This window comes from Dyadobacter jiangsuensis, assembly GCF_003014695.1.
Lineage (GTDB): Bacteria > Bacteroidota > Bacteroidia > Cytophagales > Spirosomataceae > Dyadobacter > Dyadobacter jiangsuensis.
Genome location: NZ_PYAS01000003.1, coordinates 382968 through 396995 on the forward strand (window position 1 = coordinate 382968; position 14028 = coordinate 396995).

The window sequence follows — 14028 nt, forward strand, 5'->3', positions numbered from 1 at the left end:
AAACCGCATTAGCTGGTTAGCCGCCGGCCTTGCAGATGTCTTTCTGGAATTGGATATACCGGCGGGGACTCAGATTGAGGTAATGATTGAAGTCGCGAATGAGCTGACTTTGATCGTAGTACCCGCAGGTTTCCGCGATTTGAAGCCAATCCACCTTGCCGGAATGGGCTTGCAGCAGCTGGATGGCTTTCGCGAATTTTTCGTAACGGCCTTTTTCCTTGGCCGTAAATCCGAAGTATTTTTTGTGATTGAGCTGAACAATGCGCTCGCTCTGCCCCGTTTTTTGAGCCACAGCTTTTATCGGGTTGACAATCGCGTAGTCGGTATTTTCTTCCGTAATGCTGCTGACCGACAATGGCCTGGGGCGGAGGTATGGCTTGCAAAAGTCGAGGATCAGTTTTACACGGCCGGGAACCGGTTCATTTTTCAGGCGAAGCCATAGCGCTGAAAAGCAATGTTCATCTAGCAACTGGTCGGGGTGTGCGGCGATCTGGCTCGAAAGCACAGCAAGGCCAAAAAATCGGTAAAAGGCATCGTCTTTGAAATTGGCGACCAGCAAATCGGCACCGGCAGGCAGGGTGTACTCAATAGGTTGTTTGATGGGGCCTAATACCACACATTCGTTGATTTCAAGGCTGTTGCCGCAGGATTTGAATCGTATCGCAGGCCCGAAACCAAACACCATAATGGTTTGAAAGCTGGGTATCAGCGTTTTCGTAATATCCAGGCCGGTATGGTTTTGCGCCATATAAAAATGGGTGAAAATATCTGTGAATTCGGCTGGGACAGCTATCCGCTGCTCGGTATAAATGTTGTTTTGCTGCTTCATTCCCAAAAGATCCAGTTGCCCGAAAGAGCCGATAATATACCCTGTACAAACGGCTTTCACGCGAAAAATTGGAAGAATACTTGCGCTACTTTGTATATACAAACTATAACCATTATACTTGCGGAGCAATTTTCAGGTGAGGTGTTTTAACTAAAAAATACTGATTTTGAGCTGTATTTGACTGTGGCTATTTGAATAGTTTGTATAAACATATATTTAACTAAAAAAGCTGACTTATTCCTAACCCATGAAAACCCGCCTTCTCACCAGGACGTTTATTGTTCTGCTATTCCTCACATACGCTGCCGCATCGGGCTTTGCGCAGCAAAAGACAATCTGGAAGATCGGCGAAGCGGATAATTCCCCGTCCGGGATGGCGCTTGCGCCCGGGGAGTACAAGCGGTTTCTGGAAAAGGACTTTGGTTATGAGGACAATTTCTTCCTCATCGGCCGTTCACAGGCGCAAAAGGACTGGCCTTATGTACTGCCGGGGCCGGTGAATGGCTGGGGCGGGACCGGTGGCACCTCGGGAATCAGGTCGCATTTCCTGACGGTTTTGTTTGATATTAAAAGTAAACCCACTTCCGGCAAATGGCGGCTGGTGGTGGATGTGCTCGAAACCGATTCCCTGCACGCGCCTCTTTTGAAGGTACTTGTGAACGGCAAGTCGTGGGAATTCAAGTTAAAAAGGGGTTCGGGGTTCAAAAATCCGGACCGGCTGACGCTGAATCCCAAGCAGCAGGTTGTCGAGATCGACATTCCGGCAATGCTCATGAAATCCGGCGTAAACGAAGTGGTAATGACCACCTTGCAGGGAGGCTGGCTGATGTTCGACCAGGTAAAACTGGATGGTCCGGCACAGACCCGGCTCGCTGCTCCCGGGAAAGCATTGCTTCGTAATGTGGAAGCTGCTGATTATGAGCTCAATGCAGATGGTAAGTCCATCCAGCCATTGTTAATTGATATTACTCAACTTGACGGAGAGCCTTTGTTCGACGTCAAGCTTGATGGAAAGACGATTCTGTCCCAAAAAATAGAACAGGAGCGCTACCTGCTTGAAGCGCCTATGCCTGCTGTGAGTCAACCGGGTTCCGGGGTATACCAGATTTTTGTGGACAGGCAATTGATCAGATCCGGAAAAGTCAAACGGGATAAGCAGAAACTCAAAACGCCGGCCGGGTATGTGAATACGATGCTGGGAGCGGGGCATTCACGGTGGATGATCGCACCAGGGCCATGGATGCCGTTCAGCATGGTCAAGCTGAGCCCGGACAACCAGAATGGCGGATGGCAGGCGGGTTACGACCCCACTTTTGAATCAATCGGCACGTTCAGTCACATTCACGAGTGGACTATGACCGGCCTTGGGATTTTTCCTACGGCAGGACCCTTGCAAACGCGCATCGGCGACGAGGCCGATCCTGACAGCGGATACCGGTCGCGGTTCGATAAAAGTACCGAGCAAGCACCTTTGGGATACTATAAGGTGAATCTCACAGATAACAATATCACGGCAGAGCTTACTGCGACCACCCGTGCGTCATTTCAGAAATATACCTGGCAGAACAGCGAAACCGGCCGCGTGATGGTCGACCTGCAAATCCCTACCGAATACGGCTACAAGATCAGGAAAGTGAAGATCGATAAAGTGAGCGACAAGCGGATCGAGGGGTATAGCGAGCAACTTTCACGCGATGTGTGGTCCGGCGGGATAGACCAGCAGTACACCGTCCATTTTGTGATCGAACTCGATCAGCCGATCGCCAGTTACGGCACCTGGCTGAACGACGAAGTGAAACTCAAAACCAGCCTCGCTGCCGACAGCGCCCGGAATGCGGGGTTGTTTCTGGAATTTGATACGAAAACGAACAAGACCGTGCAGGTACGCTCGGGGATTTCCTACGTGAGCGTAGAGAATGCGTCACTAAACCTGAAAACCGAGATTTCCGACCCGTTTGGCTGGGATTTTGAGAAGGTGAGGGCCAACCAGGAAAATGTCTGGAACGACCTGCTGGGCCGGGTGGCGATTTCCAGCAATGACAAGCGGGAAAAGGAACGCTTTTATACCAATATGTACCGCTCGCTGAGCAGGAACGCATTCAGCGACGTGGAAGGCAGCTGGCGGGATGCCGACGAGCACGTCAACAAATTTCAGGATAAGGACGACATCGCGCTGGGTTGCGACGCTTTCTGGAACACATTCTGGAACCTCAACCAGTTCTGGAACCTGGTCACGCCTGAGTGGTCGAACCGCTGGGTGAAATCCCAGCTTGCGATGTACGACCGCGGCGGCTGGCTGGCCAAAGGCCCGGCCGGTATGGAGTACATTCCGGTGATGGTGGCCGAGCACGAAGTGCCGCTCATCGTCGGCGCTTACCAGATGGGCATCCGGGGCTTCGATGCCGACAAAGCCTACGAGGCCGTGCGGAAAATGCAGACCGTCCCCGCCGCGCCCGTAGGCGGTGGCCGGGCCGGTAACGAGGATTTGCTCACCTATCTGAAACATCATTATGTGCCTTACGATCAGGGACGGTTTTCGAACTCGCTGGAATATGCATTTGACGACTATTCAGTTGCGCAATTTGCCAAAGCATTACATAAAAAGGACGATTACAAGGTATTTGCAGACCGGGCTTCCTGGTGGAAAAATGTCATCGACCCGGGCACCGGTTTTGCCCGTATGAAAGACTCGACCGGACGCTGGCTGCCGGATTTCGATCCATTTAAATCCGGGGCTAACCATCATTACGTGGAGGGGAATGCCTGGCAGCTCACTTTTTTTGTACCCCAGGATGTTCCGGGTTTGGCAAAAACAATCGGAGAGAATGAGTTCGTGAAGCGGCTCGACTGGGGTTTTAATGAAAGTGTCAAATGGCGCTACAACGGCCCGAACGACCAGTACTGGGATTATCCCGTGGTGCAGGGCAACCAGCAGTCGATGCACTTTGCGTTCTTGTTCAATTGGGTCAAAAAGCCTTGGCTAACCCAGAAGTGGAGCCGGTCGGTGGTGGACCGGTACTATGGCCACGAAGTATCAAATGCCTACCTGGGCGATGAGGACCAGGGGCAAATGAGTGCGTGGTTTGTGATGGCGGCACTGGGCCTTTTCCAAACCGATGGTGGCACGCGCGTCGACCCGATCTACGAGGTAGGCAGCCCTATGTTTGAAAAGGCGGTCATCGATCTTCGGCAGCAGTTTGGAAGAGGCCAAACATTTACCATTGAGGCCAAAAATACCTCCCGCAAGAATGTGTACGTCCAGCGTGCAACGCTTAATGGTCAGCCGCTGAACAGCTTCTGGTTCAGGGCGTCCGACCTGCTCAAAGGCGGGTCGCTCGTGCTCGAAATGGGGCCGGAGCCCAACAGGAACTGGGGTATTGAAGGGCTGCCTTCCAACGAGTAACGGGCGAAAAGCAGCCGCTTACGACTACCGGTGCGCAATAAAGATGGGCAGGTTCAGGTTGCGGATCAGCGGATCGGCCGTGCTGGGTACGAGCATATTGGAGAATGTGCTGCGCCCATATGAGCCCATGACGACCAGCGTCTTTTTCTTATTCATCAAAAAGGTAAACAGCTCCGAATTCGGACGACCGTAAAGCTTCTTGAAATGTGCGTTGGAATAATGAGAGCTCACCAGCCGGGCCAGTTTGCCGTCGTTGGCATCCTCCTGTTCACCTTCATGGACGACCTGAACGATTGTCAGACGAGCATCCCCCAATTCAGGCAAAAGGTAGGAAAACTGTTTGATCGCATGTGCGGACGCGGCATTTCCGTCATGGGCAAATACGATTTCTTCCACGCCTTCGAAATGGTCGGGCGCTATCATCACCGGGCATTCGACACCGCATAGTACCTCTTTCAGGAAAGAACTTGGCTTTTTCTCATCCGAGGTTTCAAATGCCAGATCGCTCCCGATAATCATCAGGTCAGCATACCGGCTTTCTGCCAGGATCTCTTCAAGCGGATCGTGCGTGTTGGTATGCACGCTCACGTGCACGCCCTGCCGCTCGCACATGGCGCGGAAAGTACTTTCGCTCTCTTGGAGCAATTCCTGCATTTTCCGGAAATCGGGAAGTTCCTGTAATTCAAGTGTTTCTTCAAAGGGCGTTCCGGAGGCTATTTTAAATTCAGACAACGCTTCGGATGGTACGTTTTGCATGAAAATGCCGGTCAACCGGGATTGGGTCAGGGACGCCACATAGCAGGCGAACTGGACGTGATGGGTGTTGAAGTGACCGGCGTCGATCACGAGGCGAATGTTTTTCATCTTGATTTGCTATTTAAATGGATTCCAGTACCTGAGTTTTCATTGAACCCGTTTGGGCCAGGTTGGTGTGCAACCGGAACGCCTCTTCCAGCAGGTGCGGCGTGTGGCCCCCGCGGCGGCAGGCGCGTTCGAAATATCCGGATAGCTCCTCGTGGTAATCCGGGTGTACGCAATGTTCGAGGATCGTTTCAGCTTTCTGCCTCGGAGAAAGTCCTCTCAAATCGGCCAGCCCCTGTTCGGTCACGATCACATCCACGTCGTGTTCGGAATGATCCACGTGGGTTACCATGGGTACGATACGCGATATTTTGCCGCCCTTTGTGACGGATTCTGTTACGAAAATGCTCAGGTAGCTGTTTTGGGCGAAGTCCGCCGAGCCGCCGATGCCGTTGACGATCTGGCTGCCGGCAATGTGCGAGGAGTTGACATTCCCATAAATGTCGCATTCCAGAGCCGTGTTAATGGCGATGATACCAAGCCGCTGGATCACCTCCGCGGCGTTGGTGATATCTTGTGGCCGGAGCACGATTTTGTGCCGGTAACGGTCAAAATCGGCGAACACACGCTGGTAGCATTGGTCCGACAATGTCATGGAACTGCCCGAGGCGAAATCCATTTTGCCGCTATCGATCAATTGGAAAGTACTATCCTGCAACACTTCGGAATACATGGTCAGGTGCTCAAAGTCGCCTTGCGCAAGCCCGCCCAGCACCGCGTCGGCGATTTTGCCGATTCCGGCCTGAATGGGCCTGAGAGCGGGCGTTAGCCGGCCCGCGGCCATTTCGCGGTTGAAGAATTGCAGCAAATGCCCGGCAATGGCTTCCGCTGCCGCGTTGCCGGACGCTGTTTCGGCCGGGCTGTCTTTCTGATTCGTGAATACAATGGCCGCAATCTTCTGCGGGTCACAGGCAATAACGTCCTGGCCAATGCGCTGCCAAACGTCCGTTATCGGCAGTATGGCGCGACCGGTCGGGTCTTCGGGCAGAAACACATCGTGGATACCACGGATTTCGAGCGGGATAGCCTGGTTAATTTCAACGATCACCTGTTTGGCCTGCTGCACGAAAATGGCCGAGTTACCTACCGAAGTAGTCGGTACGATGCTGCCGTCGGCTTCGATGCAGGCCGCCTCGACGATCGCAATGTCGATCGGAGGCAGGAAGCCGTTGCGGATATGGGCCGCGGTTTCGCTCAGGTTTTCGTCGATATAGGAGAGTTTGCCTTCATTGATGATCGTCCGCATGACGGGGTCCGATTGGAATGGCAGCCGCATGGCTATTGCGCCGGCAGTGGCCAGTGCGCCATCGGTACCTTGCCCGAGCGAAGCCCCGGTCATAAGGGTAATGCGGGTGTGGTCGTGTTCGGCCTTTTCGGCAAAAGCGGCCAGTACGGCTTTGCTGTCGCCCGAGCGCGTAAACCCGCTGGCGCCCACCACCATGCCGTCCTGGATGAGCGAGGCTGCCTGCGCGGCAGGCATTACTTTGGCAGCGAGGAATGTATGTTTGATTCTGGATGTGTCGTGCATGGCATTTACTATTGAGGTTGACGGATTCGGACCTGTTTCGTTAAGAGGTGTGGTCATTGGAATCGAATGCAAGTTATGGATGACCAAAGCGGTTAAAGATGATCGATGGTGCTTCAAAGACTGACTTTGGTCATGTCTGTACGCCCGCATTGCGTATGCGGGGCAGGTGGCAACAGGGTAGTGGTTCGAGGCTGTGTGACCAATGTCACAAACAAGAAGTTCGTAAATGCTTAACTTAGCCATTTTCAAATCAACAACTAATGGGCATTACCACACAGCATTCCCAGGTACAGCAACTGCTGGAATCACACTTCGGGCAATTTGAACCGGAGTTAATCAGCAAACTGGCAGAGCATTGCGTTATCCGCGATTTCGAAGCGGACCAGCAACTGATGCGTCCGGGCCAGTACTTCAAATCGACGATGCTGATCGTTGAGGGGGGCGTGAAAATCTACCGCGAAGACCAGGATGGCAACGAGTTTTTTATGTACCAGCTCGGCGCCGGGGATGCGTGCGCGCTATCGATGATCTGCGCCACGCGGAAAGAACAGAGCCAGATTTCCGCCAAAGCCATTGAGCCTTCCAAAGCATTGCTCGTTCCGATCGCATTGATGGACGAGTTGATGACCGGCTATAAGACGTGGTACTATTTTGTGCTGGAAACCTATCGCTCCCGGTTCGAAGAGTTGCTGGAAGTGGTGGATAGCATCGCTTTCAAGAGCATGGACGAGCGCATTGAATTTTACCTCAAAAATCAACGCAAACTTTCCCACAGCGATGAGCTGGCCCTCACACATCAGCAGATTGCTACCGATATGAATTCTTCAAGGGAGGTGATTTCAAGGCTGCTAAAAAAAATGGAACAGCGCGGCATGGTGAGACTCGGGCGCAACACGATTACTGTCCTTTTTTGAAGGACTTTTCCTGCTATGTAACATTTGTCACAAACCCGCCGGTTTCCGTATTGCAATTTTGTGCTCAGTTAGTGCAAAAAGCATATGGAAACCATTGGTTATATCGCGTCGGTGTTGATCGGCATTTCTTTGGGGCTGGTAGGCGGGGGAGGGTCGATCCTGACCGTGCCGGTCCTGGTCTATATTTTCGGGATCAGCCCGGTCGTATCCACTTCGTATTCGCTGTTCATTGTCGGATCCACCAGCCTTGTGGGGGCATACGGCAACTATCGGCGCGGATTTGTCAATGTTAAAACGGCATTGTTCTTCGGACTGAGCTCCATGGTGACCGTCTACCTGACCCGGAAGCTCCTGATTCCTCTCATTCCTCAAAATCTGTTCCGTATCGGTGATTTTCAGGTCACGGAGCCGCTGCTGACGATGGCCCTGTTCGCCGGGCTGATGCTCGCGGCGTCGATCGGGATGATCAATGGCAGGCAAAATGAACCGGGCTGTCTGGAATGCGACCTGGGACGTAATATCGTCAAGCTGGGCCTTAGCGCAATAGGAATCGGGCTTACCACCGGGCTGCTGGGTGCGGGCGGCGGGTTTCTATTGATCCCGACATTGGTACTGGTGCTGGGTATGCCCATGCGGGAGGCGGTTGGGACTTCGCTGTTGATCATCGCCCTGAATTCCCTGGTGGGGTTCGCGGGAGATTTAGGACATTTTATTATCGACTGGTATTTTCTGCTGACGGTGACGCTCGTCGCCGTGGCCGGGATTTTCATAGGCGGCCTGCTGGCACGTAAGCTGGATAGCAGTCAATTAAAAAAGAGCTTCGGCTGGTTTGTGCTCGCTATGGGATGCTTCATCCTTCTCAAAGAATTTATCCTCTGATTAAGAAACAGACCTGTGTGACAAAGGTCACAGACAATGGCTGGCTGCTTTGTGAACTTTGTCGTATGGTTCTCCTACCTATCACTCAAAACAGTTAATGGAAAAATGAAACTCGAACAAATCTATACCGGTTGCCTGGCGCAGGGAGCCTATTATATTGAAAGCGAAGGCGAGGCGGCGGTAATCGATCCGCTCCGGGAAACGGGCCCTTACCTCGCCCGCGCGGAAAAGAATGGAGCGAAAATAAAGTACGTGCTGGAAACCCATTTCCACGCAGATTTTGTGAGTGGGCATCTGGACCTCGCCGAAAAGACAGGCGCGACGATTGTGTACGGTCCAACAGCCAGGCCCGGCTTCAAAGCGCATATCGCGGAGGATCGGGAGGTGCTCAGGCTGGGCGGGATTACCATCGAGGTCATCCACACCCCAGGTCACACACTGGAAAGCACCTGTTACCTGGTATCCGATGAAAATGGCCGCCAGGTGGGGCTCTTTACCGGCGATACGCTCTTTATCGGGGACGTTGGCAGGCCCGACCTCGCGCAAAAGGTCGTCCGGGATTTGACCCAGGACAAGCTTGCTGGGATGCTCTACGATTCGCTGCACGATAAAATCCTGCCGCTCTCCAATGATATCATTGTGTATCCCGCCCACGGGGCCGGTTCGGCATGCGGCAAGAATATGAGCAAGGAAACGACGGATAGTCTGGGACACCAGAAGGCCACAAACTACGCTTTGCAGCCCATGGATAAGCAGACATTTATCCAAAAAGTGACCGACGGCCTCACGCCGCCGCCCGCCTATTTCCCGGCCAACGTGATGATGAATATCCAGGGGTACGAAAGCATTGACGACGTGCTGAACCGCGGCATGCAGGCCCTGACGCCCGAGGCATTCGAGATGGCTGCCAATGAAACGGGGGCGCTGATTCTCGACACCCGTGCGGCGCAAGTATTTGCAAAAGGCTTTATTCCTAATTCAGTAAATATTGGCATCGACGGCAGTTTCGCTCCATGGGTAGGTGCCCTCATCGAAGACATCCGGCAGCCGATCCTGCTCGTGACCGATCCAGGCCGGGAGGAAGAGGTTGTGACGAGGCTGGCGCGGGTTGGCTACGACAACGCCATCGGGCATTTGGCGGGTGGTTTTCAGGCTTGGGAAGAAGCCGGAAAGGAAACAGACAGCATACAGTCGGTGGAGGCCGGCGAGGTACCAGCCTTATTGGAAGGTAATCCCGATTGGCGAATCCTGGACGTGAGGAAGCACAGCGAATACCTGGCCGAGCACGTCGAAGGGGCGGAAAACCTGCCGTTAGACTACCTGAACGAGCATTTGGCAGAGATGGACAGTAATAAAACCTACCTCGTGCATTGCGCGGGAGGTTACCGGTCGATGATCTTCAACTCGATTCTCCGGGCGCGCGGCTACCATAATCTGATCGACGTGGCGGGAGGTTTCAAGGCAATCAGCGAATCGGGGCTTATGAAAGTCACAGATTATGTATGCCCCACCACGCTCGCTAAGGGCAATGCCGCCAACAACGGCCAGGTATTAAATGCATTAAACGGAGAGACGAAATAGGTATGCTGGAAGTAATCAAACAACCCTGGCCGTGGTATGTAGCTGGTCCGCTGATTGGCCTCACGGTACCCGCCCTGCTGATTTTAGGTAACAAACACTTCGGGATTTCAGCGAATCTGCGACATATCTGCGCGAGCTGCTTCCCGGCAAATGTGCCATTCTTTCAATATGATTACAAGAAGGAAATCTGGAACCTGTTCTTTGTGGCGGGTATCGTGTTGGGCGGGGCCTTGGCAGCCTACTTTCTGGCAAACCCCGCGGCAATTCAAGTCGACCCGCGGCTGGCGCAAGAGCTGGCCGTATATGGCATCACCGATTTTTCAGGCATGGTGCCCGCGCAGCTCTATTCCTGGGACAGCCTGCTGACAGTCCGTGGGCTGACGATGATGGTGGGCGGCGGATTTCTGGTCGGATTTGGCGCACGCTATGCGGGCGGATGCACGAGCGGGCACTCGATCATGGGCCTGAGCGCCCTGCAATGGCCGTCGCTCGTAGCGACCGTCTGCTTTATGGCCGGTGGCTTCCTGATGGCCAATTTTATTTTACCCATTATTTTAAATAGCTAATCCATGCAACCTTCCTTCATTGACAGTACTGCCGAGTTCGAAGCCCGGTCGCAGGACACGATCTGTATCAACGAATCGCATTTGCAGCATAAATGGTACCACAATTTTAAATACCTGATCGTCGGCGTGCTGTTCGGCGTCGGTTTCGTGAAGGCGGAGGTGATCAGCTGGTTTCGCATCCAGGAGATGTTCCGGCTGCAATCGTTTCATATGTACGGCATCATCGGTTCGGCGGTGCTGATGGGCATCATCTCGGTTTGGCTCATCCGGCGGTTTGGCATTAAAACCATGTACGGCGAGCCGATCACTTTCGCGCCGAAGAAATTCAACAAGGGGCAAGTGTACGGCGGGCTCCTGTTCGGGCTCGGCTGGGCACTTACCGGGGCTTGTCCCGGGCCTTTGTTTGCGCAGGTCGGAACCGGGGCGACGGTCGTGATCGTGGTGCTGGCCAGCGCCGTGGCCGGTACCTGGGTGTACGGCCGCTTCCGCGACGCGCTGCCGCATTGACAGCGGGCTGCATCGGCCCGCGTCGATCAGCCCGCATTTGATTGTCGGCCCATCAGATGATTTGGATCGCGCAAAATGTTAATTTGCGCCGATGAAAATACTATTAGTCGAAGATGAACAACGCGTGGCTGACCTCGTAAAAAGGGGATTGGAAGAGCATGAATACGAGGTTACCGTCGCATATGACGGTTTTATTGCCAAAAAACTGGTGGCACAGAATAGTTTCGACCTCGTCATCACCGATATTATCCTTCCGAAGATGGACGGGATAGATTTGTCGAAATCCATACGTCAGACAAACCCGGACATGCCAATTATCATGCTCACCGCCCTGGGTACGACCGACGACAAAGTAGAAGGTTTTGATGCGGGTGCTGACGATTACCTTGTGAAACCATTTGCATTCAGGGAATTACTGGTGCGGATAAAGGCCTTGTTAAAACGAAATCGCAGTACCGCAGGAGGCACCGGCTTTTTGCTCAGGTATGACGAGCTGGAAATGAATCTGCATACCAAGGCGGTAAAAAGGAATGGGCAGGAGATCAATCTCACGCCCAAAGAGTTTAAGTTGCTGGAATACATGATGCAGAACCCCGAGCGGGTGCTCTCGCGGGTGGAAATTGCAGATAAAGTGTGGGACACTCATTTCGATACGGGCACCAACTTTATAGACGTCTACATCAATTATCTCCGGAAGAAGCTGGACCGCAACTTCGATAGAAAGCTCATTCATACCAAGTCCGGGATGGGCTTCATTCTTAAAACGGACCCATGAAAATCAGGACCCGGCTTATCATACTTTTTACGGTTTTAACGATCGTCATCCTGTCGCTATTTGCAACGGTGATTTTCCAGTCGGCTAAAAAGAGCCGCGAAAGGGAGTATTATGATCTCCTCAAAAAAGAAGCACTCACGAAAGCCAATCTGTTTTTCAATGCCAGGGTTGAAAAACAAACCCTTCAGCAGATTTACCGCAACAACCGGAAAACCCTGAATGAGGTAGAAGTGGCCGTTTATGACACCGCCTTCGTTTTATTGTATCACGACGCCTTAGATATCGATTTTGTGAAGGAGGACCATCGGATGATCCGGGATATCTATTCGAAGGGGCAGATACAGTTTTTTCAGCAAGGCTGGCAGGTGGTGGGACTAAGTTATGATTTCGACGGGCGCAGGTATGCTATTACCGCCGCAGGATACGATCAATACGGCTACAACAAATCGGACAGCCTTCTTGTCAGCATTTTCCTGGTGTTTGGGGTTTCAATCCTGTTCATTGTGGTAGCGGGTATATTCTTCTCCCGAAAGGCCTTTGAGCCGGTTGCTGACATGATCAGTAAAGCAAAAAGCATTTCAGTCAGCAATCTTGACATGCGGCTGCCCGGCAATGGAAGTAAAGACGAACTGGCCGACCTCGCGGGTACATTCAATGAAATGCTCGACCGCTTGGAGAGCTCGTTTGACGCACAAAAGCGTTTTGTATCAAATATTTCCCATGAGCTTCGTACCCCGCTGTCGACCATCATCACGGAACTGGAACTTTCGGCAGACAACGGACTGACCGAACAGCAATACACCGCAGCTATCCGAAATGCATTGAATGATTCCAGGCGACTGGCCCGCCTCGCCAATAGCTTGCTGGACTTTGCCAAAGCCAGCTACGACCCCTCCGAGATCACGTTCAAGCCGGTGCGTATCGACGAGCTCCTGCTGGATGCGAGGCAGCAATTACAGAAGGCTGACCCGACGTACAAGGTCGACATTCACTTTGAAGGTGATTTCGAAAATGACGAAGAGATTTCAGTGAACGGGAACCTGTATCTGTTGAAAGTCGCCTTTGCAAATCTGTTTGAGAATGGCTGCAAATTTTCCGACGAACGGCAGAGTTCGGTTTCAGTTTCATTCGGCAAGGACATTACCCTTCACTTTTCCGATCACGGTATCGGCATCGCCCCCGACGACCTGCCATCCATCTTTACACCCTTTTATCGTGGTCAAAATGGTTCGTTTGCAGACGGCAACGGAATCGGCTTATCTCTCACGCAAAAGATTGTCGGGCTGCATAAGGGCACTATTTCCGTGACTTCCACACCAAATCTTGGGACCACTTTTACAGTAATGCTACCCGCCATCGGGCCTCCGGTGAATTCCCTTCTAATAAAACTCTAATTTTTTTCTGTCCATTCTCTAACAGCCATTTTCGCTCGTTGCTCTGAATTTTGCCATCAATTAAAGATCGCGAAACCGCAGGACGATGGAAAGGCTTGAATTTACACTAAGACTGTTTGCTGCATTGGCACTCGGAGCCGCGATTGGGATCGAGCGCCAATGGCGGCAGCGCAGTGCGGGGCTGAGGACCAATACGCTGGTATCGATGGGCTCCGCCGCTTTTGTGCTGCTTTCCATCAGGATCGGCGGCGATGCCACCGGGCGTATTGCATCGTATATCGTTAGCGGTATCGGTTTTCTGGGTGCGGGCGTCATCATGAAGGACGGCCTGAACGTGCAGGGCCTGAATACCGCTGCCACGATTTGGTGCTCTGCCGCCGTAGGTGCTCTTTGCGGAGTTGGCGTTCTGCCCGAAGCCGCCATTCTTTCGGCGGCTATCATGCTTACCCATCTGATCCTGCGGCCGGTCGGGATATGGTTGAGCCTGCTGACCTTTCATAATGCCGCTCCCTTGCAAACCGACTACCTGTTCACGATCAAATGCAAGCCCGAGGTCGAAAATCACATCCGGATACTACTCATGCGGATGCTCGAAGAAAGCGAAAAGCTGCTACTGAAATCGCTGTCGAGCGATGAACCCAATGGGGCACCTTATGTGATGATCGTCGCCGAAATCAAATCGGCCACACCTCAGGACAGTGTGCTGGAAAGGGTTGCCAGCTGGCTAACCATTGAGGACAAAGTTGCGAAGGTGAGCTGGGAAATTATCGGTACGCAGACGGATCTATAAA

At 52.8% G+C, this 14028-nt stretch carries 12 protein-coding genes; 9 read left to right on the forward strand and 3 right to left on the reverse strand.

The genetic code is table 11. The annotated features are described in order from the left end of the window. Positions 1 to 16: 16 nt before the first annotated feature. The gene (locus CLV60_RS07530; protein WP_211302211.1) at positions 17 to 889 is read right to left on the reverse strand and encodes a helix-turn-helix domain-containing protein; all 873 of its coding nucleotides are present in this window, start codon (positions 887 to 889) and stop codon (positions 17 to 19) included. 187 nt (positions 890 to 1076) lie between these two features. On the opposite strand from CLV60_RS07530, the gene CLV60_RS07535 reads away from it, so the two are divergent. Then, positions 1077 to 4232: a glycoside hydrolase family 92 protein gene (locus CLV60_RS07535; protein WP_106594755.1), complete on the forward strand. Its 3156-nt coding sequence runs from the start codon at positions 1077 to 1079 to the stop codon at positions 4230 to 4232. Between the two features lie 24 nt (positions 4233 to 4256). Here CLV60_RS07535 and CLV60_RS07540 read toward each other — a convergent pair whose 3' ends face one another. Together CLV60_RS07540 and scpC are read right to left on the reverse strand one after the other, a co-directional pair. Further along, the gene (locus CLV60_RS07540) at positions 4257 to 5096 is read right to left on the reverse strand and encodes a universal stress protein (RefSeq protein ID WP_106594756.1); all 840 of its coding nucleotides are present in this window, start codon (positions 5094 to 5096) and stop codon (positions 4257 to 4259) included. Between the two features lie 13 nt (positions 5097 to 5109). Further along, positions 5110 to 6621, reverse strand: a complete 1512-nt coding sequence (gene scpC, locus CLV60_RS07545; protein WP_106594757.1) for a succinyl-CoA:acetate CoA-transferase ScpC — start codon at positions 6619 to 6621, stop codon at positions 5110 to 5112. 260 nt (positions 6622 to 6881) lie between these two features. On the opposite strand from scpC, the gene CLV60_RS07550 reads away from it, so the two are divergent. The 8 genes from CLV60_RS07550 to CLV60_RS07585 all read left to right on the forward strand — a co-directional run bounded on the left by CLV60_RS07550 (position 6882) and on the right by CLV60_RS07585 (position 14027). Continuing rightward, entirely contained in the window at positions 6882 to 7535 is a 654-nt protein-coding gene (locus CLV60_RS07550) for a Crp/Fnr family transcriptional regulator (protein ID WP_106594758.1), read from the forward strand. An 84-nt stretch (positions 7536 to 7619) separates the two neighbouring features. Next, positions 7620 to 8414 (forward strand): sulfite exporter TauE/SafE family protein, encoded by a 795-nt coding sequence (locus CLV60_RS07555; protein WP_106594759.1) that lies wholly within the window; start codon positions 7620 to 7622, stop codon positions 8412 to 8414. 105 nt (positions 8415 to 8519) lie between these two features. Beyond that, complete coding sequence (locus CLV60_RS07560; RefSeq protein ID WP_106594760.1) at positions 8520 to 9995, forward strand: MBL fold metallo-hydrolase; 1476 nt, start codon at positions 8520 to 8522, stop codon at positions 9993 to 9995. A gap of 2 nt (positions 9996 to 9997) precedes the next feature. Next, positions 9998 to 10561: a YeeE/YedE family protein gene (locus tag CLV60_RS07565; protein WP_106594761.1), complete on the forward strand. Its 564-nt coding sequence runs from the start codon at positions 9998 to 10000 to the stop codon at positions 10559 to 10561. 3 nt (positions 10562 to 10564) lie between these two features. Then, entirely contained in the window at positions 10565 to 11068 is a 504-nt protein-coding gene (locus CLV60_RS07570; RefSeq protein WP_106594762.1) for a DUF6691 family protein, read from the forward strand. A 91-nt stretch (positions 11069 to 11159) separates the two neighbouring features. Beyond that, on the forward strand, positions 11160 to 11843 hold the full coding sequence (locus tag CLV60_RS07575; protein WP_106594763.1) for a response regulator transcription factor: 684 nt from the start codon (positions 11160 to 11162) through the stop codon (positions 11841 to 11843). Then, a complete protein-coding gene (locus CLV60_RS07580; RefSeq protein WP_106594764.1) occupies positions 11840 to 13237 on the forward strand; it encodes a HAMP domain-containing sensor histidine kinase in 1398 nt (465 codons plus the stop codon). Before CLV60_RS07575 ends, CLV60_RS07580 begins: the two co-directional genes overlap by 4 nt. An 85-nt stretch (positions 13238 to 13322) precedes the next feature. Then, positions 13323 to 14027 (forward strand): MgtC/SapB family protein, encoded by a 705-nt coding sequence (locus tag CLV60_RS07585; RefSeq protein ID WP_106594765.1) that lies wholly within the window; start codon positions 13323 to 13325, stop codon positions 14025 to 14027. The last annotated feature ends 1 nt before the right edge of the window (position 14028 follow it).

Bases quoted from the DNA above. Each gene is read 5' to 3' on its own strand.
- CLV60_RS07535 (WP_106594755.1), top strand. From the start codon at position 1,077: ATGAAAACCCGCCTTCTCACCAGGACGTTTATTGTTCTGCTATTCCTC.
- CLV60_RS07540 (WP_106594756.1), bottom strand. From the start codon at position 5,096: ATGAAAAACATTCGCCTCGTGATCGACGCCGGTCACTTCAACACCCAT.
- scpC (WP_106594757.1), bottom strand. From the start codon at position 6,621: ATGCACGACACATCCAGAATCAAACATACATTCCTCGCTGCCAAAGTA.
- CLV60_RS07550 (WP_106594758.1), top strand. From the start codon at position 6,882: ATGGGCATTACCACACAGCATTCCCAGGTACAGCAACTGCTGGAATCA.
- CLV60_RS07555 (WP_106594759.1), top strand. From the start codon at position 7,620: ATGGAAACCATTGGTTATATCGCGTCGGTGTTGATCGGCATTTCTTTG.
- CLV60_RS07560 (WP_106594760.1), top strand. From the start codon at position 8,520: ATGAAACTCGAACAAATCTATACCGGTTGCCTGGCGCAGGGAGCCTAT.
- CLV60_RS07565 (WP_106594761.1), top strand. From the start codon at position 9,998: ATGCTGGAAGTAATCAAACAACCCTGGCCGTGGTATGTAGCTGGTCCG.
- CLV60_RS07570 (WP_106594762.1), top strand. From the start codon at position 10,565: ATGCAACCTTCCTTCATTGACAGTACTGCCGAGTTCGAAGCCCGGTCG.
- CLV60_RS07575 (WP_106594763.1), top strand. From the start codon at position 11,160: ATGAAAATACTATTAGTCGAAGATGAACAACGCGTGGCTGACCTCGTA.
- CLV60_RS07580 (WP_106594764.1), top strand. From the start codon at position 11,840: ATGAAAATCAGGACCCGGCTTATCATACTTTTTACGGTTTTAACGATC.
- CLV60_RS07585 (WP_106594765.1), top strand. From the start codon at position 13,323: ATGGAAAGGCTTGAATTTACACTAAGACTGTTTGCTGCATTGGCACTC.